Source organism: Pseudomonas sp. NMS19W, assembly GCF_051554255.1.
GTDB lineage: Bacteria > Pseudomonadota > Gammaproteobacteria > Pseudomonadales > Pseudomonadaceae > Aquipseudomonas > Aquipseudomonas kribbensis.
The window spans coordinates 5,797,577-5,815,938 of sequence record NZ_CP136718.1; the positions used below are offsets into that span (position 1 = coordinate 5,797,577).

The 18,362-nt window shown below is 61.2% G+C and carries 13 protein-coding genes and 1 pseudogene; 11 read left to right on the forward strand and 3 right to left on the reverse strand.

All coding sequences use genetic code 11. The features are described from left to right. Positions 1 to 47: 47 nt before the first annotated feature. From R1A29_RS26615 to R1A29_RS26625, 3 genes are all read left to right on the forward strand, one after another. A complete protein-coding gene (locus R1A29_RS26615; RefSeq protein WP_438300010.1) occupies positions 48 to 524 on the forward strand; it encodes a thioesterase family protein in 477 nt (158 codons plus the stop codon). Between the two features lie 24 nt (positions 525 to 548). After that, positions 549 to 1,712: a gamma-butyrobetaine dioxygenase gene (locus tag R1A29_RS26620; protein ID WP_438300011.1), complete on the forward strand. Its 1,164-nt coding sequence runs from the start codon at positions 549 to 551 to the stop codon at positions 1,710 to 1,712. A gap of 272 nt (positions 1,713 to 1,984) precedes the next feature. After that, positions 1,985 to 2,245, forward strand: a complete 261-nt coding sequence (locus R1A29_RS26625; protein ID WP_085688602.1) for a hypothetical protein — start codon at positions 1,985 to 1,987, stop codon at positions 2,243 to 2,245. Positions 2,246 to 2,323: 78 nt separating this feature from the next. On the opposite strand, the gene R1A29_RS26630 is transcribed toward R1A29_RS26625, so the two are convergent. Next, positions 2,324 to 3,427: a GlxA family transcriptional regulator gene (locus tag R1A29_RS26630; protein ID WP_065260190.1), complete on the reverse strand. Its 1,104-nt coding sequence runs from the start codon at positions 3,425 to 3,427 to the stop codon at positions 2,324 to 2,326. A gap of 445 nt (positions 3,428 to 3,872) precedes the next feature. Further along, positions 3,873 to 5,249 carry an L-serine ammonia-lyase gene (locus R1A29_RS26635; RefSeq protein WP_114886004.1) on the reverse strand — a complete coding sequence of 459 codons (1,377 nt, stop codon included), beginning with the start codon at positions 5,247 to 5,249 and terminating at the stop codon, positions 3,873 to 3,875. Positions 5,250 to 5,683: 434 nt separating this feature from the next. Here R1A29_RS26635 and R1A29_RS26640 point away from each other — a divergent pair, with 434 nt between their 5' ends. The 3 genes from R1A29_RS26640 (at position 5,684) to choV (ending at position 8,718) form a co-directional block, all read left to right on the forward strand. Beyond that, the gene (locus tag R1A29_RS26640) at positions 5,684 to 6,631 is read left to right on the forward strand and encodes a choline ABC transporter substrate-binding protein (protein ID WP_085709140.1); all 948 of its coding nucleotides are present in this window, start codon (positions 5,684 to 5,686) and stop codon (positions 6,629 to 6,631) included. 66 nt (positions 6,632 to 6,697) lie between these two features. Then, positions 6,698 to 7,543, forward strand: coding sequence for a choline ABC transporter permease subunit (choW, locus tag R1A29_RS26645; protein ID WP_085709139.1), 846 nt, complete (start codon positions 6,698 to 6,700; stop codon positions 7,541 to 7,543). After that, entirely contained in the window at positions 7,540 to 8,718 is a 1,179-nt protein-coding gene (choV, locus tag R1A29_RS26650) for a choline ABC transporter ATP-binding protein (RefSeq protein WP_085709138.1), read from the forward strand. The genes choW and choV overlap by 4 nt, the downstream gene beginning before the upstream one ends. A gap of 248 nt (positions 8,719 to 8,966) precedes the next feature. Here the strand turns inward: choV and R1A29_RS26655 are convergent. Further along, positions 8,967 to 10,906: pseudogene (locus R1A29_RS26655) on the reverse strand (BCCT family transporter). Positions 10,907 to 11,388: 482 nt separating this feature from the next. Between R1A29_RS26655 and betI the strand changes: the two are divergent. The 5 genes from betI (at position 11,389) to R1A29_RS26680 (ending at position 18,351) form a co-directional block, all read left to right on the forward strand. Then, positions 11,389 to 11,982 carry a transcriptional regulator BetI gene (gene betI, locus R1A29_RS26660; RefSeq protein ID WP_085688616.1) on the forward strand — a complete coding sequence of 198 codons (594 nt, stop codon included), beginning with the start codon at positions 11,389 to 11,391 and terminating at the stop codon, positions 11,980 to 11,982. 88 nt (positions 11,983 to 12,070) lie between these two features. Then, positions 12,071 to 13,543 (forward strand): betaine-aldehyde dehydrogenase, encoded by a 1,473-nt coding sequence (gene betB, locus R1A29_RS26665; RefSeq protein WP_438300012.1) that lies wholly within the window; start codon positions 12,071 to 12,073, stop codon positions 13,541 to 13,543. 131 nt (positions 13,544 to 13,674) lie between these two features. Beyond that, positions 13,675 to 15,378 (forward strand): choline dehydrogenase, encoded by a 1,704-nt coding sequence (gene betA / locus R1A29_RS26670; RefSeq protein ID WP_438300013.1) that lies wholly within the window; start codon positions 13,675 to 13,677, stop codon positions 15,376 to 15,378. A gap of 193 nt (positions 15,379 to 15,571) precedes the next feature. After that, entirely contained in the window at positions 15,572 to 17,014 is a 1,443-nt protein-coding gene (locus R1A29_RS26675; RefSeq protein WP_438300014.1) for a TldD/PmbA family protein, read from the forward strand. Further along, positions 17,014 to 18,351 (forward strand): TldD/PmbA family protein, encoded by a 1,338-nt coding sequence (locus R1A29_RS26680; protein WP_438300015.1) that lies wholly within the window; start codon positions 17,014 to 17,016, stop codon positions 18,349 to 18,351. Before R1A29_RS26675 ends, R1A29_RS26680 begins: the two co-directional genes overlap by 1 nt. Positions 18,352 to 18,362: the final 11 nt, after the last annotated feature.

Genomic DNA, 18,362 nt, shown 5'->3' on the forward strand with positions numbered 1-18,362 from the left:
GAGCGTTCCCGCGCAAAGCGTGGGAGCGCTCGTGCCTGGAGATAAAAATGCCCACCCTCACCACCTACCAAACCCGCATCATCCCCGACTGGGTCGACTACAACGGCCACCTGCGCGACGCCTTCTACCTGCTGATCTTCAGCTACGCCACCGACGCCCTGATGGATCGTCTCGGCATGGACAGCAACCACCGCGAAGCCAGCGGAAACTCGCTGTTCACCCTCGAACTGCACCTCAACTACCTGCACGAAGTGAAGCTCGATGCCGAAGTGGAAGTGCGCACGCAGATCATCGGTCACGACCAGAAACGCCTGCATCTCTATCACAGCCTGCACCTGGCCGGTGGTGACAAGGAGCTGGCCGGCAACGAACAGATGCTGCTGCACGTCGATCTCGCCGGGCCGCGTTCCGCACCGTTTACCCCGGCAACCCTGGGCCGTCTGCAAGCCATCGTCGCCGAGCAGGCCGACCTGCCCGCCCCGGCTTACATCGGCCGGGTCATCGCCCTGCCCCCAGCCCGGTAAATCCATTCATCGCAAGGAGCCGCCATGCAAACCGCCGCCGCAGTTGCCGATTTCCGTACTTATCCGTTGATCAGCGCGCTGAACGGCGTGCAGAACCTGGCGGATCGCGTTCTGATCGAATGGGCCGACGGGCGCGTCAGCCCGTTCCACCACGTATGGTTGCGGGACAACTGCCCGTGTCCGCAGTGCGTCTACAGCGTTACCCGCGAGCAAGTGTTCGAGATCGTCGATGCGGCGCCGGATCTGTCACCTGCCGCCGCGCATATCGACACCGATGGCTGCCTGCGCATCGACTGGCAGGACGGCCACCTGAGTCGCTTCGATGCAGGCTGGTTGCGGGCCCACGCCTATGACGATGAGTCCCGTGCCGAACGCCTCGCCGCCAAACCGAAAGCCTTTCTGTGGCACAGCGATTTGCAGCTGCCGGTGTTCGACTATTCAGCGCTGATGAACGACAACGCGGCACTGCTGCAATGGCTGCTGGCGGTACGCGACATCGGCCTGACCCAGGTGCGCGGCGTGCCTACCGAACCCGGCTCGCTGAAGCTGATCGCCCAGCGCATTTCGTTCATCCGCGAGAGCAATTTCGGCGTGCTGTTCAACGTGCAATCCAAGGCCGATGCCGACAGCAATGCCTACACCGCTTTCAACTTGCCGCTGCACACGGACCTGCCGACCCGCGAGCTGCAACCGGGGCTGCAATTTCTGCATTGCCTGGTGAACGACGCCGAGGGTGGCGAGAGCATTTTCGTCGATGGTTTTGCGATTGCCGAAGCGTTGCGCCAGGAAGATCCCGCGTCGTTCAAGGCGCTGTGCGAGATCCCGGTGGAGTTTCGCAACAAGGACCGCCACAGCGACTATCGCTGCCTTGCGCCGATCATCGCCCTCGATGCTTTGGGCCGGGTTGCGGAAATCCGCATGGCCAACTTCCTGCGCGGCGCGTTCGACACGTCCGTGGAGCAAATGCCCGTGCTGTATCGAGCGTATCGACGCTTCATCGCCATGACCCGCGAGCCGCGCTTCCGGGCGATGCAGCGGCTCAATCCGGGCGAGTTGTGGTGCTTCGACAATCGCCGCACTCTGCATGCGCGCAACGCCTTCGACCCGACTACAGGAGCCCGGCATTTTCAGGGCTGCTACATCGATCGGGACGAGTTGCTGTCGCGGATTCTGGTGCTTCAGCGCTAGACCGCGCCAGCGTTATTGCAGGCAAAAAAAGCCCCGATACAAGCCGTGACAGGATCGGGGCGAGGGTACTGTTGAGGAGCTGCCATGCCGAGGGTGACCAAACCTTCGTGAAGCGAGCTGAGTCCAGTGTGCCCACTCCCCTGGCCGGCGAGTTAGCCGAAAACGACATGCTCATAGCCAATGTGGACACTGCGACAAATCGCCCTTGCCGTGCCTGTACAGGCCCACCAGAATCGAGCCACGACCTCCGTTGCCAAAGAAGGATTCGCGTCATGATGTATGCCGATTTGATCGATCAGGAAGACCTGTTGGGCCAACTCAAGTCGTTGGGATTCGAAGTACCGTCGGGCTCTACCGCACAGCAGGCCTGCGAGTGCGCCGTGCGCGGTCTGGACGATGTGCGGGCCAACACGCTGCGCACCATGGTCAAGCAGATGTACACCAGCAGCGCGAGCATCCAGCCGATCGTGCGTGAAGCCATCGACAAGCAGTTGCTGCCGGCCCTGGCGCAGTACCAGCAGACCCGCGCCTGATACCTGTCCGAAAAAAAAGATCGCAGCCTGCGACAGTGCCTTTGCTGAAGGCGCTGTCGCAGGCTGCGATCTTTCGTTTTAGAGACGCACGCTGGCGAAGGTCGACTCGTTGCGCGCCTGGCTCAGCGCCGACATCGGCCCGGACAGCGGCGACATCACGATGGCCTGCGGCAGCGGCAGCATCGCCACCTGCTGGGTAGTGTTGGAGCCGACGCGCTCGTCACGCGGCGGAATGCCGAAGTATTCGCGGTAGCATTTGGAGAAGTGCGGCGTCGACACGAAGCCGCAGACCGACGCCACTTCGATGATCGACATCGGCGTCTGCTTGAGCAGTTGCCGGGCACGGATCAGGCGCAGCTTGAGGTAGTAGCGCGACGGCGAGCAGTGCAGGTATTTCTGGAACAGGCGCTCGAGCTGGCGACGGGACACGGCGACGTACACCGCCAGCTCGTCGAGGTCGATCGGCTCTTCCAGATTGGCTTCCATCAGCGCGACGATTTCCTGCAGTTTCGGCTGGTTGGTGCCGAGCATATGCTTGAGCGGCACGCGCTGGTGATCCTGCTCGTTACGGATGCGCTCGTAGACGAACATTTCCGAGATCGCGGCGGACAGTTCACGGCCGTGATCGCGACTGATCAGGTGCAGCATCATGTCCAGCGGTGCGGTGCCGCCGGAACTGGTGAAACGGTTGCGGTCGAGGGTGAACAGACGGGTGCTCATGGCCACGCGCGGGAAAGCTTCCTGCATCGCTGCCAGACATTCCCAGTGCACGCTGCAATCGAAGCCGTCGAGCAGGCCGGCGCAGGCCAGTGCCCAACTGCCGGTGCACACGGCGCCGAGGCGACGGGACTGGCGCGCCTGGCTTTGCAGCCACGAGACATGTTCACGGGTAACGGTGCGTTGAATGCCGATCCCGCCGCACACGATGATGGTGTCGAGGGCCGGGGCTTTGTGCATGGAGGCGTCGGGGGTGATCTGCAGACCGTCACTGGCCCAGACCTGGCCACCGTCGACGGTGAGGGTGGTCCAGCGATACAGCTCGCGACCGGACAACTGGTTGGCCATGCGCAGCGGTTCGACTGCGGAAGCCAGGGAAATCAGCGTGAAATTGTCCAGCAGCAGAAAGCCGATGGATTGAGGCGCACGGTTCTGGGGTTGAGCCCCGGAGTTGAACGACGTCATCGCGGTATCTCCTCACACAAAGCAGGTGATGGCCTCAGGCGGAGGCTCTTGTTATTGCCATCGTTCTCTTGCGTGAGACGGGGCTTTGTTATGACAGAGCAATTGCCATGCCTAAAATTGAATGGCTGTTCAATAACTCCTGAAAACGACGTCGCGACGCGTCTATACAAGCCGTCCGACGAAAGGTTGTTCGAAGTGCCATCAACGGCGGTGAAAGCCCTGCCCCGGGGTGCGTGAGCAGATCGGTAGCACTTGTGGGAACAGGGCTGCGGGGGATTGTCCTACAGTGTCACCGCTGGCACGGATGACGGACGGTAGCCGGCGCGAATCCGGCCATGCGGGTGGGAAACACTCTTATCTGATTGCGACGCGCCAAAAGGTGGCGCGTTTTATTGTCGATGCTCACTTGGTGCGCAGTTTTGACTGGTCTGGCGCTGTCGGCGTATCAGCACTCGACCGCGCTGACCGCCAATCCACCCCGTGAAGTTTCCTTATATTTGTCATGCATGTCGGCGCCGGTATCGCGCATGGTGCGGATCACCCGGTCCAGCGAAATAAAGTGCTGGCCATCGCCGCGCAAAGCCATCTGCGCCGCGTTGATTGCCTTCACCGCCGCAATCGCGTTGCGCTCGATGCACGGCACCTGGACCAGACCGCCCACCGGATCGCAGGTCAGGCCGAGGTTGTGCTCCAGGCCAATTTCCGCCGCGTTGCACAACTGCTCCGGTGTGGCGCCAAGCACTTCCGCGAGCCCCGCCGCCGCCATTGCGCAGGCCGAACCGACCTCGCCCTGGCAACCGACTTCGGCACCGGAGATGGAGGCGTTCTTCTTGCACAGAATCCCCACCGCCGCCGCCCCGAGGAAATAATCGACCACGTTGGCGTCGGTCACCGCTTCGCTGAATTTCATGAAGTAGTGCAGCACCGCCGGAATGATCCCGGCCGCGCCGTTGGTCGGCGCCGTGACCATGCGCCCGCCGGCCGCGTTTTCTTCGTTCACCGCCAGAGCGAACAGGTTGACCCACTCCATGGCGCTGAGGGTCGAGCCGATCACGTTGGGCTTGTTCAACTCCTGAAGACTGCGGTGCAACTTGGCCGCACGCCGACGCACATTGAGGCCGCCGGGCAGGATGCCTTCGTGCTTGAGGCCCTGCTCGACGCAATCCTGCATCGCCCGCCAGAGCTTCATCAGCCCGGCGCGGATTTCCTCTTCGCTGCGCCAGACTTTCTCGTTGGCCATCATCAGTTCGGCCACGCGCAGGTTGTTCTGCTTGCACAACTCCAGCAGTTCGACGGCGCTGGAGAAGTCATAGGGCAATTCGGTGCGATCCAGGTCCACCACACCGCTGGAGGCCTGCGCCTCATCGACGACAAAACCGCCGCCGACCGAATAGTAGGTGTCGCGATGAATCTCGCCGTGATCGCCTTCGGCAACCAGGGTCATGGCGTTGGGGTGGAACGGCAGGTTCTCGTCGATCAGACGCATGTCGCGGGCCCATATAAAGGGCACCGACAAACGACCATCCAGTAATAGGGTGTGAGTTTCGCGCAGGGCCTGGATCCGCGGGCCGATCTGCGACGGATCGATCGCGTCCGGCCACTCGCCCATCAGGCCCATGATCACCGCGTTGTCGCTGCCGTGACCGACACCGGTGGCCGACAGCGAACCGAACAGCTGCACTTCAATCCGCCGAACCTGCTCCAGCAGGAATCTGTCGCGCAGCGACTCGACGAACAGCGCCGCGGCGCGCATCGGCCCGACGGTGTGAGAACTGGAGGGACCAATGCCGATTTTGAACAGGTCGAAAACGCTGATAGCCATTGATGCAGAGCTCCTGAGAGTGCCGGTCCGGGGCGTGAAGCGCCCGCTTGCGGAGCTGCTACGCTCAAGCTGCGATCCGCCGGAATGCCCGCATCATCAGGCTTTTCCCGGGTCGCACGGCGTCTGACACCGACGCACTCATGCCCACGAACGCCGTGCCGGTTTTCGCCCGTGTTTTCGCCGTTTTTATGCGGTTCAGATGGCCAAACAGGGCTGAAAAAAGCTGTAAACGACGTCACTGACACTGGATGCGACCATCCCTGTACTGGATACGACGCACCCTGTAGGCGTCAGATTTTCACTGGTACATGATCGTATCGACTCGATTGCAAGGCGCCGTGACAGAGCTGTCTCCAGAACGCCATCCAACCGCAACCTATAAGTGCGGTGGTCCAGTCGGAACACTGCCAAAAAAAACACCAAGGAGTCCATCCATGAAAGGTTCCCCGTCGTTGTTGTTGGCCGCCATGCTGAGTCTGCCGTTACTGGCTCAAGCCGCAGAACCGGCGCAGTGCAGTACCGTTAACTTCTCCGATGTCGGCTGGACCGACATCACCGCAACAACCGCGACCACCAGCGTGGTGCTCGACGCCCTCGGCTACAAGACCAAGACCACCATGATCTCCGTGCCCGTGACCTACAAGTCGCTGGCCGACGGCAAGAACATGGACGTGTTCCTCGGCAACTGGATGCCGACCATGGAAAACGACATCAAGGCCTACCGTGACGCCGGCACCGTGGAAGTGGTGCGCACCAACCTCAAGGGCGCCAAATACACCCTCGCCGTACCGCAGGCGCTGTACGACAAGGGCCTGCATGACTTCGCCGACATCGCCAAATTCAAGAAAGAGCTCGACGGCAAGATCTACGGCATCGAGCCTGGCAACGACGGCAACCGCCTGATCCAGAGCATGATCGACAAGAACGCCTTCGGCCTGAAAGACGCCGGCTTCAAGGTCGTCGAATCGTCCGAGGCGGGCATGCTCTCGCAGGTCGACCGTGCGCAGAAACGCGACACCGCCGTGGTGTTCCTCGGCTGGGCGCCGCACCCGATGAACAAGCGCTTCAAGATTCAATACCTGACCGGCGGCGACGACTTCTTCGGCCCGGATTTCGGCGCCGCTACTGTCGCGACCAACACCCGCAAGGGCTACGTCGAGGAATGCAGCAACGTCGGTCAGTTGCTGAAAAATCTGGAGTTCACCGTCGACATGGAAAGCACCCTGATGGGCAACATCCTCGACGACAAGATGAAGCCTGAAGCGGCCGCCAAGGCCTGGCTGAAAAAGAATCCACAGGTGCTCGATACCTGGCTCGCTGGCGTGACCACCATTGACGGTAAACCTGGCCTGGAGGCCGTGAAAGCCAAGCTGAATCAGTAATCGCTTATGCCGGGCGGGCCAGTCCCGCCCGGGCTGTTATTTCCTTGCATGCGGACGTTCACTACCATGCTGATTGATCAGAAAATCCCTTTAGGCCAGTACATCGCGGGCTTCGTTGAATGGTTGACGCAACACGGCGCCAGCACCTTCGACGCAATCGCCGTGACCCTGGAAACGATGATCCACGGCGTGACGTTTGCGCTGACCTGGTTCAACCCGCTGGTGTTGATCGGCCTCATCGCTCTGCTCGCGCACTTCATTCAACGCAAATGGGGCCTGACCGCCTTCGTGATCGCCTCCTTTCTGCTGATCCTCAATCTGGGATACTGGCAGGAAACCATGGAAACCCTCGCCCAGGTCATGTTCGCGACCCTGGTCTGCGTGGTCATCGGCGTGCCGCTGGGCATCGTCGCCGCGCACAAACCGATGTTCTACACTTTGATGAGGCCGGTGCTCGATCTGATGCAGACCGTACCGACCTTCGTTTACCTCATTCCTACCCTGACCCTATTCGGGCTGGGCGTGGTTCCGGGCCTGATCTCCACGGTGGTGTTCGCCATCGCTGCGCCGATCCGCCTGACCTACCTGGGCATCCGCGATGTCCCGGAAGAACTGATGGACGCCGGCAAGGCCTTCGGCTGCTCGCGTCGCCAACTGCTTTCACGGATCGAACTGCCCCACGCCATGCCGAGCATCGCAGCCGGCATCACCCAGTGCATCATGCTGTCGCTGTCGATGGTGGTGATCGCGGCACTGGTGGGCGCCGACGGACTCGGCAAACCGGTGGTCAACGCACTGAACACTGCTGATATCGCCCTGGGCTTCGAAGCGGGCCTGGCGATCGTACTGCTGGCGATCATGCTCGACCGTATCTGCAAACAACCCGACGCCAAAGTAGGGGGTGACGCATGAGCATAATCCGCTTCGACAACGTAGACGTTATCTTCGCCAAGGATCCACGCGAGGCACTCAAGCTGCTGGATCAGGGCATGACCCGTAACGAGATCCTGAAAAAGACCGGGCAGATTGTCGGCGTTGAAAAGGCCAGCCTGGATATCGAGAAAGGTGAAATCTGCGTACTGATGGGTTTGTCCGGCTCCGGCAAGTCCAGCCTGCTGCGCTGCATCAACGGCCTCAACACCGTGAGCCGCGGCAAGCTGTTCGTCGAGCACGAAGGCAAACAGATCGACATCGCCTCCTGCAGCCCGGCCGAACTGAAAATGATGCGCACCAAGCGCATTGCCATGGTGTTCCAGAAGTTCGCCCTGATGCCCTGGCTGACGGTGCGCGAGAACATCAGCTTCGGACTGGAAATGCAGGGCCGTCCCGAGAAAGAACGCCGCAAACTGGTGGACGACAAGCTTGAGCTGGTGGGCCTGACCCAGTGGCGCAACAAGAAACCCAACGAACTGTCCGGTGGCATGCAGCAGCGTGTGGGCCTGGCCCGCGCACTGGCGATGGACGCCGACATTTTGCTGATGGACGAACCGTTTTCGGCCCTCGACCCGCTGATCCGCCAGGGTCTGCAGGACGAATTGCTGGAACTGCAACGCAAGCTGAGCAAGACCATCGTATTCGTGAGCCACGACCTCGATGAGGCGCTGAAACTGGGCAGCCGCATCGCGATCATGAAAGACGGCCGGATCATCCAGTACAGCGTGCCGGAAGAGATCGTGCTCAACCCTGCGGACGACTACGTGCGCACCTTCGTCGCCCACACCAATCCGCTCAACGTGCTCTGCGGTCGCAGCCTGATGCGCACCCTGGACAACTGCAAACGCATCAACGGCTCGGTATGCCTCGATCCGGGCGGCGACTCATGGCTGGACCTGGCCGAAGGCAACACCATCAAGGGTGCACGCAAGAACGGCTCGGTACTCGACCTGCAGAACTGGGTACCGGGGCAAGCGGTGGAAGGTCTCGATCGTCGTCCGACGCTGGTGGACTCGAACATCGGCATGCGTGACGCGTTGCAGATCCGTTACCAGACCGGCAACAAACTGGTGCTGCACGACAACAATCATGTGGTGGGGATTCTCGGGGACAGCGAGCTGTATCACGCGCTGCTCGGGAAGAACCTGGGGTAAGGCAGGATGAAAAAAAGGGATCGCGGTGAGCGATCCCTTTTTTATTGGGTCAGGGAAAGTCCCCTCACCCTAACCCTCTCCCAAAGGGAGAGGGAACCTACCGAAGTGTCTTTCGCTATACATCGACCTGAAAGATCGAGTCGATTATGGATTCAGTGAAACTCGTTCAGGTCGGCGTAGTTCTCAAGCATCCCCCAATCAGTCCCCTCTCCCTAAGGGAGAGGGTTAGGGTGAGGGGGCTTTTGATCTTAGCTGTACACCCGGCCAAGGAGCTGCCGATGGCTTTCAAACTGATCGAGCACATCGCGTGTGATCTGATCCTGCGTGAAGCCCATCAGGTCGTAATCCTGGCTGCCGTTGTGCAGGTACACCTCGGCGCGGTAGTAACGCTGGCGCGCTTCATCGGACTGGGCCGATTCGGTCGGGGTCGCCAGGTAGCCGTCCAGGCTCACTTCGTAGACGAAAGGGTTGCCCTCTTCCATCTCGACACGCACGCCCATGCAACGCTTGGATTTACCCAGCAGCGTCTGCACTTCCAGGCCTTGGGCACGCAACTGGGCAGCCGCATCGTCCAGCGCCGGAGTGACGTGTTTGTCCATGAAGCGCTGCACCACCGACTGGCTCGGTTGAAGATCCAGTTGGGTCAGACGCTCGCTGAAACCACGACGGCCGCGCTCAGCCAGTTGCGCTTGCTCCTGTTCGATCTGCATGTCCTGACGCATCGCCTTGTGCAGGCCGAACATGAAGCACACCAGCACCACCGAGAACGGCAGACCGGCCAGCACCACCATGGTTTGCATGGCTTCGAAGTTACCGGCGAACAGCAGGCCGATGGTCACCAGAGTGATCACGACCGACCAGAAGATCCGCAACCAGTGCGGCGCGTCTTCGTCAACGGTGCCGCCCTTGCAGGAAAGGTTGGCCATCATCACCGCGCCGGAGTCGGCAGGGTCAGGAACAGCACGAAACCAACAAAGATCGACACACCGATGACGACTTTCGACGCCGGGTAGTGTTCCAGCAACTGATAGATCGCCATCGACGGCTGTTCCAGCGCCGTCTTGCCGAGTTCCACCGCACCGTGGTTCATCACCAGGTCCAGCGCCGAGTTACCGAAGATCGACAGCCACGCCAGAGTGAAGCCCAGCGGAATCAGCAGCACGCCGGCCACCAGTTCACGCACGGTACGACCACGGGAAATACGCGCGATGAACATGCCTACGAATGGCGCCCAGGAAATCCACCAGGCCCAGTAGAACAGAGTCCACAGGCCCAGCCAGCGGTCGGACTTGGCACTGTCGCCTTCATAGACGTACAGGTCGAAAGTCTTCAGCACCACGCCGTTGAGGTAGTCGCCGATGTTCTGCACGAAGCCGTTGAGCAGGTGCAGGGTCGGGCCGAACAGCAGCACGAAAATCAGCAGGCCGCTGAACAGGATAATGTTGAGGTTGGACAGACGACGGATGCCGTTTTCCACGCCGGACACGGCAGCGATGGTCGCCACGGTGCTCATCACGATGATCACGATCAGCAGGTTGGTGTTGCTGTGCTCCATGCCGAACAGGTTTTCCAGGCCCGAGGACACTTGCAGCGAGCCGATCCCCAGGTTGGTCACCAGACCCAGCAGGGTCACGAACATGCCGAAGCCGTCTACCGCATGACCGGCAGCGCCCTTGACCCAACGCTCGCCCACCAGCGGGTACAGCGCCGAACGCAGTGCCAGCGGCTGGTTATGACGGTATGCGAAATAAGCCACGGCCAGACCGACCAGCGCATAGATCGCCCAGCCGTGCAGGCCCCAGTGCAGGAAGGTCAGCTGGACAGCCTGACGTGCTGCCAGGTTGGTGGCCGACGCGCCTTCCGGCGGGTTGAAGTAGTGATCCAGCGGCTCGGAGGCGCCGAAGTACAGCAGCGAAATACCGATACCCGACGAGAACAGCATCCCCGCCCAGGCGCCGTAGCTGAAATCAGGGGTGTCGTCCTTGCTACCCAGTTTGAGTTTGCCGTAGGAGGAAAACGCCAGGCCCACCACGAAAACCAGGTAAGCGGCGATCACCACCATGTAGTACCAGCCGAAGCTGCGGGACAACCAGGCCTGAGCCACTCCCAACATTCTGCCGGCCTCTTGCGGGGCGATGATCAGAATGGCGGTCAACAACAGAATCAGCACGGTAGAGGTGTAGAACACCCAACCGTTGACCGTCACCTTCTCGGGCGGGGTCTTTATAAGCGAGGCAGAACTCATGGCACAAATGCTCCAGGCAGTGCGAGAGAAGAACACAAGGCAACACGGAACCCGACCAATCGGTTAGTTGGCAGCCGACCGGCGGGTGATATAAAGACACCCCGAAAAAAGCCCGAACCTGCAGAGATGGCACCGCGAATCGCCGTCGTGGCCGAGGTCCGGACGTTCATCCGAAACCTGGCCTCGAGCGTCTTGCCCATTCAACACGTCCATCGAACGTCGAACCGCGCCTTGCCCCGCGCAGGTTTCGAGCATTTTCGGATGTCGGTTTATCGCCACTTACTCGTAGGAAAAATCTGTAGGCAGCGACGATTTGTCGCAGATCTTATTCTTTGTTGATTGAACGTTCAATCAAAACAAAATAGACTGGCCCTCAATCCGATCGGCGTTTATCGCCCCTCGGAAGGCCTAAGGAGATGTGCAAGATGCCCAAGGTCGGTATGCAACCCATCCGCCGCCAACAACTGATCGAAGCCACTTTGCAGGCCGTCGATCAGGTCGGAATGGGGGACGCCAGCATTGCGCTGATCGCCCGTCTGGCCGGTGTCTCGAATGGCATCATCAGTCACTATTTTCAGGACAAGAACGGCCTGATTGCCGCCACGATGCGGTATCTGATGAGCGTCCTCAGCGAGAACGTCACCGCGCGCCGTCAGGCGCTGGCAGACAGCAGCCCCCGGGCGCATCTGCAGGTGATCATCGAAGGCAACTTCGACGCCAGCCAGGTCAATGGCCCGGCAATGAAAACCTGGCTGGCCTTCTGGGCCACCAGCATGCACCAGCCGTCTTTGCACAGGTTGCAGCGGATCAACGATCACCGTCTGTATTCCAACCTGTGCTGCGAGTTCCGCCGTGTGTTGCCGCTCGAAGATGCGCGCACCGCCGCCCGTGGACTGGCAGCTCTGATTGACGGCTTGTGGTTGCGCGGCGCGCTGTCGGGAGACGCTTTCGACACTGCGCAGGCGCAACAGATCGCTTACGAATACATGGATTTCCAATTGGCCAAGAAGGTGAGCTAGAGCACACAGAAAACGCTCGGCCCCTGAACGCCACCGCAGCCTGATCGCGGTGGTCAACGCCAACCACTTATGCACTTGCGAGGACACTATGGCCCGTTTCGAACTGCAAAAACTCTACATCGATGGCGCGTACTCCGACGCCGGCAGCGATGCCACCTTCGAAGCCATCAACCCGGCTAACGGTGAAGTCCTCGCACAAGTGCAACGTGCGACCAAGGAAGACGTCGAGCGCGCTGTCGTCAGCGCCGAAAAAGGCCAGAAGATCTGGGCCGCGATGACCGCCATGGAGCGTTCGCGCATCCTGCGTCGCGCCGTCGACATCCTGCGCGAGCGCAACGATGAACTGGCTGCCCTGGAAACCCTGGACACCGGTAAAGCCTTCTCCGAAACCAAGTACGTCGACATCGTCACCGGCGCCGACGTGCTGGAATACTACGCAGGCCTGGTACCCGCCATCGAAGGCGAGCAGATCCCGCTGCGTGACACCGCATTCGTCTACACCCGTCGCGAGCCGCTGGGCGTGGTTGCCGGTATCGGTGCGTGGAACTACCCGATCCAGATCGCCCTGTGGAAATCCGCTCCAGCCCTGGCGGCCGGTAACGCGATGATCTTCAAGCCAAGCGAAGTAACCTCGCTGACCACCCTGAAACTGGCCGAGATCTACACCGAAGCCGGCGTTCCAAATGGCGTGTTCAACGTACTGACCGGCAGCGGCCGTGAAGTCGGCACCTGGCTGACCGAGCACCCGCGCATCGAAAAAATCTCCTTCACCGGCGGCACCGACACCGGCAAGAAGGTAATGGCCAGCGCTTCGGCTTCGTCGCTCAAAGACGTGACCATGGAACTGGGCGGCAAGTCCCCGCTGATCATCTGCGACGACGCCGACCTGGATCGCGCCGCCGACACCGCCATGATGGCCAACTTCTACAGCTCCGGTCAGGTCTGCACCAACGGCACTCGCGTGTTCGTACCGAGCCACCTGAAAGCCGCTTTCGAAGCCAAGATCGTCGAGCGCGTTGCCCGCATCCGCGTTGGCAACCCGGAAGACGAAAACACCAACTTCGGCCCGCTGGTCAGCTTCGCGCACATGGAAAACGTGCTGGGCTACATCGCCAAGGGTAAAGAAGAAGGCGCCCGCGTTCTGTGCGGCGGCGAGCGCATGACCGACGGCGAATTCGCCAAAGGCGCGTTCGTGGCTCCGACCGTGTTCACCGACTGCACCGACGACATGACCATCGTTCGTGAAGAAATCTTCGGCCCGGTAATGGCGATCCTGACCTACGAAACCGAAGAAGAAGTGATCCGTCGCGCCAACGACACCGACTTCGGCCTGGCCGCCGGTATCGTCACCCGCGACCTGAACCGCGCCCACCGCGTGATTCATCAACTGGAAGCCGGTATCTGCTGGATCAACGCCTGGGGCGAGTCCGACGCAAAAATGCCGGTCGGCGGTTACAAGCAGTCGGGCGTTGGCCGTGAGAACGGGATCAGCTCTCTTAATAACTTCACGCGCATCAAGTCCGTGCAAGTCGAGCTGGGCGAGTACGTTTCGGTATTTTGATCAGCTGATCCAGCGACAAGCGGCAAGCTTCAAGCTGCAAGTAAAAGCAGCTTGGTTTGCCGCTCTATCTCAGCACCGCTCGCTGCTCTCTTGCAGCTTGAAGCTTGCAGCTTGAAACTCCCGGAGGACCTATGTCCCAAGAATTCGATTACATCATTGTGGGTGCCGGTTCTGCCGGTAACACCCTGGCGACCCGTCTGACTGAAGACGAAGGCGTCACCGTCCTGCTGCTCGAAGCAGGCGGCCCGGACTACCGCATGGACTTCCGCACGCAGATGCCGGCCGCACTGGCATTCCCGCTGCAGGGTCGTCGCTACAACTGGGCGTACGAAACCGATCCGGAACCGTACATGGACGGTCGTCGGATGGAATGCGGCCGCGGCAAGGGCCTTGGCGGTTCCTCGCTGATCAACGGCATGTGCTACATCCGCGGCAACGCGATGGACTACGACGGCTGGGCAAAACTGCCAGGCCTGGAAGACTGGACCTACCTCGACTGCCTGCCGTACTTCCGTAAAGCGGAAACCCGCGACATCGGCCCGAACGACTACCACGGTGGCGAAGGCCCGGTCAGCGTGACCACGCCGAAGGCTGGCAACAACCCGCTGTTCCACGCCATGGTTGAAGCTGGCGTACAAGCCGGCTACCCACGCACCGAAGACTTGAACGGCTACCAGCAGGAAGGCTTCGGCCCGATGGACCGCACCGTGACGCCGAAAGGCCGTCGTGCTTCCACCGCCCGTGGTTACCTGGACGTGGCCAAGAAGCGTTCGACCCTGACCATCGTCACTCACGCCCTGACTGACAAGGTTCTGTTCGACGGCAAGCGCGCCATCGGCGTGCGTTATCTGGTCGGCGCTGCCGAAGAGCGCGTTGAAGCCCGCGCCCGCAAAGAAGTCATCGTCTGCTCCGGCGCGATCGCTTCGCCGCAACTGCTGCAACGCTCCGGCGTCGGCCCGGCGAAACTGCTGGAAAGCCTCGACATCCCGGTCGTTCACGATCTGCCGGGCGTCGGCGAAAACCTGCAGGATCACCTCGAGCTGTACCTGCAATTCGCCTGCACCCAACCGGTCTCGCTGTACCCGTCGCTGCTCTGGTACAACCAGCCGGCCATCGGTGCCGAGTGGCTGTTCAACGGCACCGGCATCGGCGCCAGCAACCAGTTCGAAGCCGGCGGTTTCATCCGCACCCGTCCGGAATTCGAATGGCCGAACATCCAGTACCACTTCCTGCCGGTAGCGATTAACTACAACGGCAGCAACGGTGTGAAAGAGCACGGTTTCCAGGCGCACATGGGTTCCATGCGTTCGCCGAGCCGTGGTCGCATCCAGGTCAAATCCAAGGATCCGCGCCAGCACCCGAGCATCCTGTTCAACTACATGGCCACCGAGCAGGACTGGCAGGAATTCCGCGACGGCATCCGCCTGACCCGTGAAATCATGCAACAGCCTGCACTGGACGCCTTCCGTGGCCGCGAAATCAGCCCGGGCATCGAAGTGCAAACCGATGAGCAGCTGGACAAGTTCATCCGCGAGCACGCCGAAACCGCGTTCCACCCGTCCTGCTCGTGCAAGATGGGCACCGACGAGATGGCGGTCGTGGACGGTCAGGGCCGCGTGCATGGCATGCAGGGTCTGCGCGTGGTCGATGCCTCGATCATGCCGATCATCACCACCGGCAACCTGAACGCGCCGACGATCATGATGGCCGAGAAAATCGCCGACAAGATCCGTGGCCGTCAGCCACTGCCACGCAGCAAGGCGCCGTACTACGTCGCTGGCGATGCGCCGGTGAAAGGCAAGGCACTGCGTGATGTGAGCGCTGTTGCTCAGTAAGTCGTAGTACCGGGCGGTGATCGTTCCCATGCAATGTGGGAACGATCAGCCGACTCAAAGCGGTAAATCCTCCTACACCCCCTCTTCACTTGATCCTACCCCGACGCAGGCCTACTCTAGTCCTCGCGCAATCGTTTCACCCCTCCCCGCCGAATCCGCTTCGCCGCTACTCCCATAACAAGGAGGTTCCCTGATGTTCGATTTCCACCCCCAGCTCAAGCAGCGCTTCGCTGCCTTGCGCACGGGCGCCGAGTTTTTTTCCTTGCGGTATGTACGCGAGTCCGGCCAGTACCTGTCGGTGCGCAAGAACGTCGCCGAACCGCCGAGCCTGAGCCGCGACGAAGGCGCGATGCTCACCGTTCGCGTCAACGGCGTCGAAGCCTACGCCGCGACCAATGACCTGTCGCAACAAGGCCTGCAAGCCGCCCTCGAGCGCGCCGAACAGCAAGCCCGGCGGATCAAGCCCCACGCCCTGCTCGACCTGAGCCAGCAGCCGGTGTCCAGCGACCGCGCCGACTACTTTTCACCCAATCTGCAACAACCCTTCCCGTCCCTGAGCGAATGCTTCGAGCTGCTCGGTGCGGAATCCGCCTCGGTGCCAAAGGATGAGCGCCTGGTGAATTGGGAAGTGAGCATCGGCATCACCCACGTCGAACAGATCTACCTGAGCAGCGCCGGGGCTGAATTGCGCCAGGCCCAGCGCTTCGTCTATCCGGGCCTGGACGTCACCGCCTACGACGGCAACGACAGCCAGACCCGCAGCCTCGGCCGCGAGAACTTCGGCCAGCAGGGCGGCGCCGACGTGATCAGCCGTTGCGGTTTGATCGGTGCCGGTCCGCAAGTCGCCGATCAGGCACTGCAACTGTTGCTCGCACCCAATACGCCGCAAGGTCCGCGTGACCTGCTGCTGATGCCCGACCAGATGATGCTGCAGATCCACGAATCCATCGGCCACCCGCTGGAACTGGACCGGATTCTCGGCGACGAGCGCAATTACGCCGGCACCAGTTTCGTCAAAACCTCGGATTTCGGCAGCCTGCAATACGGCTCGAAACTGCTCAACGTGACCTTCGATCCGGACATTCCCGAAGAGCTGGCAAGCTACGGCCACGATGACGACGGCACGGCTGCCAGCAAGCAATTCCTGATTCGCGAAGGTCTGCTGGTGCGGCCGTTGGGCGGTGCGCTGTCGCAGTACCGCGCGGGCCTGGACGGTGTCGCCAACAGCCGTGCCTGCGGCTGGAACCGACCGCCGATCGACCGCATGGCCAACCTCAACATCGAGCCGGGCGACCAGTCGCTGGAACAACTGATCGGCGGCATCGAAAACGGCATCCTGATGAGCACCAACCGTTCGTGGTCGATCGACGATGCGCGGAACAAATTCCAGTTCGGCTGCGAATGGGGCCAGTTGATTGAAAACGGCGAACTCAAAGGCGTGGTGAAAAACCCCAACTACCGGGGCATTTCCGCGCACTTCTGGAAGAGCCTGCGCGCAGTCGGCAACGCCGGCACCACCCGGGTGCTGGGCACGCCGAACTGCGGCAAGGGCGAACCGAACCAGGTGATCCGCGTCGGCCACGCTTCGCCGGCCTGCGTGTTCAGCAATGTTGATGTGTTTGGGGGAGACGCCTGATGAGTATTTCCAAGAGCCAGGTCGAGGCCTTCAAGGTGCTGGTCAACTGGCTGCGCGATGCTGTGCGCGAGCCGGAGCAGTTCACCCTGAGTTACGACGCCGAATCATCGGCCTTCGTGCGCTTCAACCACGCCAAGGTGCGTCAGGCCGGGCAAGTGCAACAAGCCGGTATCGGTCTGAAACTGATCGACGACGGGCGGCATGCCGACCTGCACATCACTCTGTCCGGCGAACAGGCAACCGATCTGCAACGCCTCGCCGAAGGCTTGCAGCAACTGCGCGAAACCCTGCCGCTGCTACCGCAGGATCCCTATCTGCTGCTCAACCACAACGGCTGGCAGAGCCAGAACGTGCAGGAGCATCCGCTGCCGGACACCGAGCAGGTGGTCGCTGAAATCGCCGAGGCGGCCGAAGGGCTGGATCTGGTCGGTTTCTATGCCGCCGGCCCGATCAGCCGTGGTTTTGCCAGTTCTTCAGGGGCGTTCGGCTGGCATCAGGCCAACAGCTTCAACTTCGACTTCAGCCTGTTCCACGAGAACGGCGAAGCGGTGAAAGCCAGCTATGCCGGGCACGAGTGGAGCAGCGAAGGTTTCGCCAAGCGTTTCCAGCAGGCCCGCGAGCAGCTTGAGTTTCTCGGTCGTCCGTTGCGCACCCTGCCACCGGGACAATACCGCGCCTATCTGGCACCGGCAGCCCTGGAAGAAATCATGGGCATGTTGTGCTGGGGTGGTTTCTCGGCGCAGTCGATTGCCAGCAAGAGCAGTCCGTTGCAGAAGCTGTATGCCGGCGATCAGACGTTCAGTCCGCTGGTTTCCCTCGACGAGAAAGTCAGCGGCTCGCTGAGCCCGGCGTTTTCCGGTGAAGGTTATCCGCGCAGTGACCTGCGGTTGATCATCGAAGGCAAAGCGGGTGACCAGTTGGTGGGATCGCGCAGTGCTGCCGAATACGGCCTGACGGCCAACGGTGCCGGCGGTGGCGAATCGCCGAGCGCGCTGAACATGGGCGCCGGTGATCTGCCGCAAGCGGAGATTCTCAAGCAACTGGGCACCGGGCTTTACATCAGCAACCTGTGGTATCTGAACTTCTCGGATCAACCGGCGGCGCGCCTGACCGGCATGACCCGGTTTGCCACGTTCTGGGTCGAGAACGGCGAGATTCAGGCGCCGGTCAGCACCATGCGTTTCGACGACAGTGCCTACAGCCTGCTGGGTTCGCAGCTGGAAGCGTTGACCGCCGAGCGCGAGTTGCTGCTGTCGGCGAGCACCTACAGTCAGCGCAATACCTCGTCGGCGTTGTTGCCGGGGGCGTTGGTGAGCCGACTGACTTTGACCCTCTGATACAAATCGTT

Bases quoted from the DNA above. Each gene is read 5' to 3' on its own strand.
- R1A29_RS26615 (WP_438300010.1), top strand. From the start codon at position 48: ATGCCCACCCTCACCACCTACCAAACCCGCATCATCCCCGACTGGGTC.
- R1A29_RS26675 (WP_438300014.1), top strand. From the start codon at position 15,572: ATGTTCGATTTCCACCCCCAGCTCAAGCAGCGCTTCGCTGCCTTGCGC.
- R1A29_RS26620 (WP_438300011.1), top strand. From the start codon at position 549: ATGCAAACCGCCGCCGCAGTTGCCGATTTCCGTACTTATCCGTTGATC.
- choV (WP_085709138.1), top strand. From the start codon at position 7,540: ATGAGCATAATCCGCTTCGACAACGTAGACGTTATCTTCGCCAAGGAT.
- betB (WP_438300012.1), top strand. From the start codon at position 12,071: ATGGCCCGTTTCGAACTGCAAAAACTCTACATCGATGGCGCGTACTCC.
- R1A29_RS26640 (WP_085709140.1), top strand. From the start codon at position 5,684: ATGAAAGGTTCCCCGTCGTTGTTGTTGGCCGCCATGCTGAGTCTGCCG.
- betA (WP_438300013.1), top strand. From the start codon at position 13,675: ATGTCCCAAGAATTCGATTACATCATTGTGGGTGCCGGTTCTGCCGGT.
- R1A29_RS26680 (WP_438300015.1), top strand. From the start codon at position 17,014: ATGAGTATTTCCAAGAGCCAGGTCGAGGCCTTCAAGGTGCTGGTCAAC.
- R1A29_RS26630 (WP_065260190.1), bottom strand. From the start codon at position 3,427: ATGACGTCGTTCAACTCCGGGGCTCAACCCCAGAACCGTGCGCCTCAA.
- R1A29_RS26635 (WP_114886004.1), bottom strand. From the start codon at position 5,249: ATGGCTATCAGCGTTTTCGACCTGTTCAAAATCGGCATTGGTCCCTCC.
- betI (WP_085688616.1), top strand. From the start codon at position 11,389: ATGCCCAAGGTCGGTATGCAACCCATCCGCCGCCAACAACTGATCGAA.
- choW (WP_085709139.1), top strand. From the start codon at position 6,698: ATGCTGATTGATCAGAAAATCCCTTTAGGCCAGTACATCGCGGGCTTC.
- R1A29_RS26625 (WP_085688602.1), top strand. From the start codon at position 1,985: ATGATGTATGCCGATTTGATCGATCAGGAAGACCTGTTGGGCCAACTC.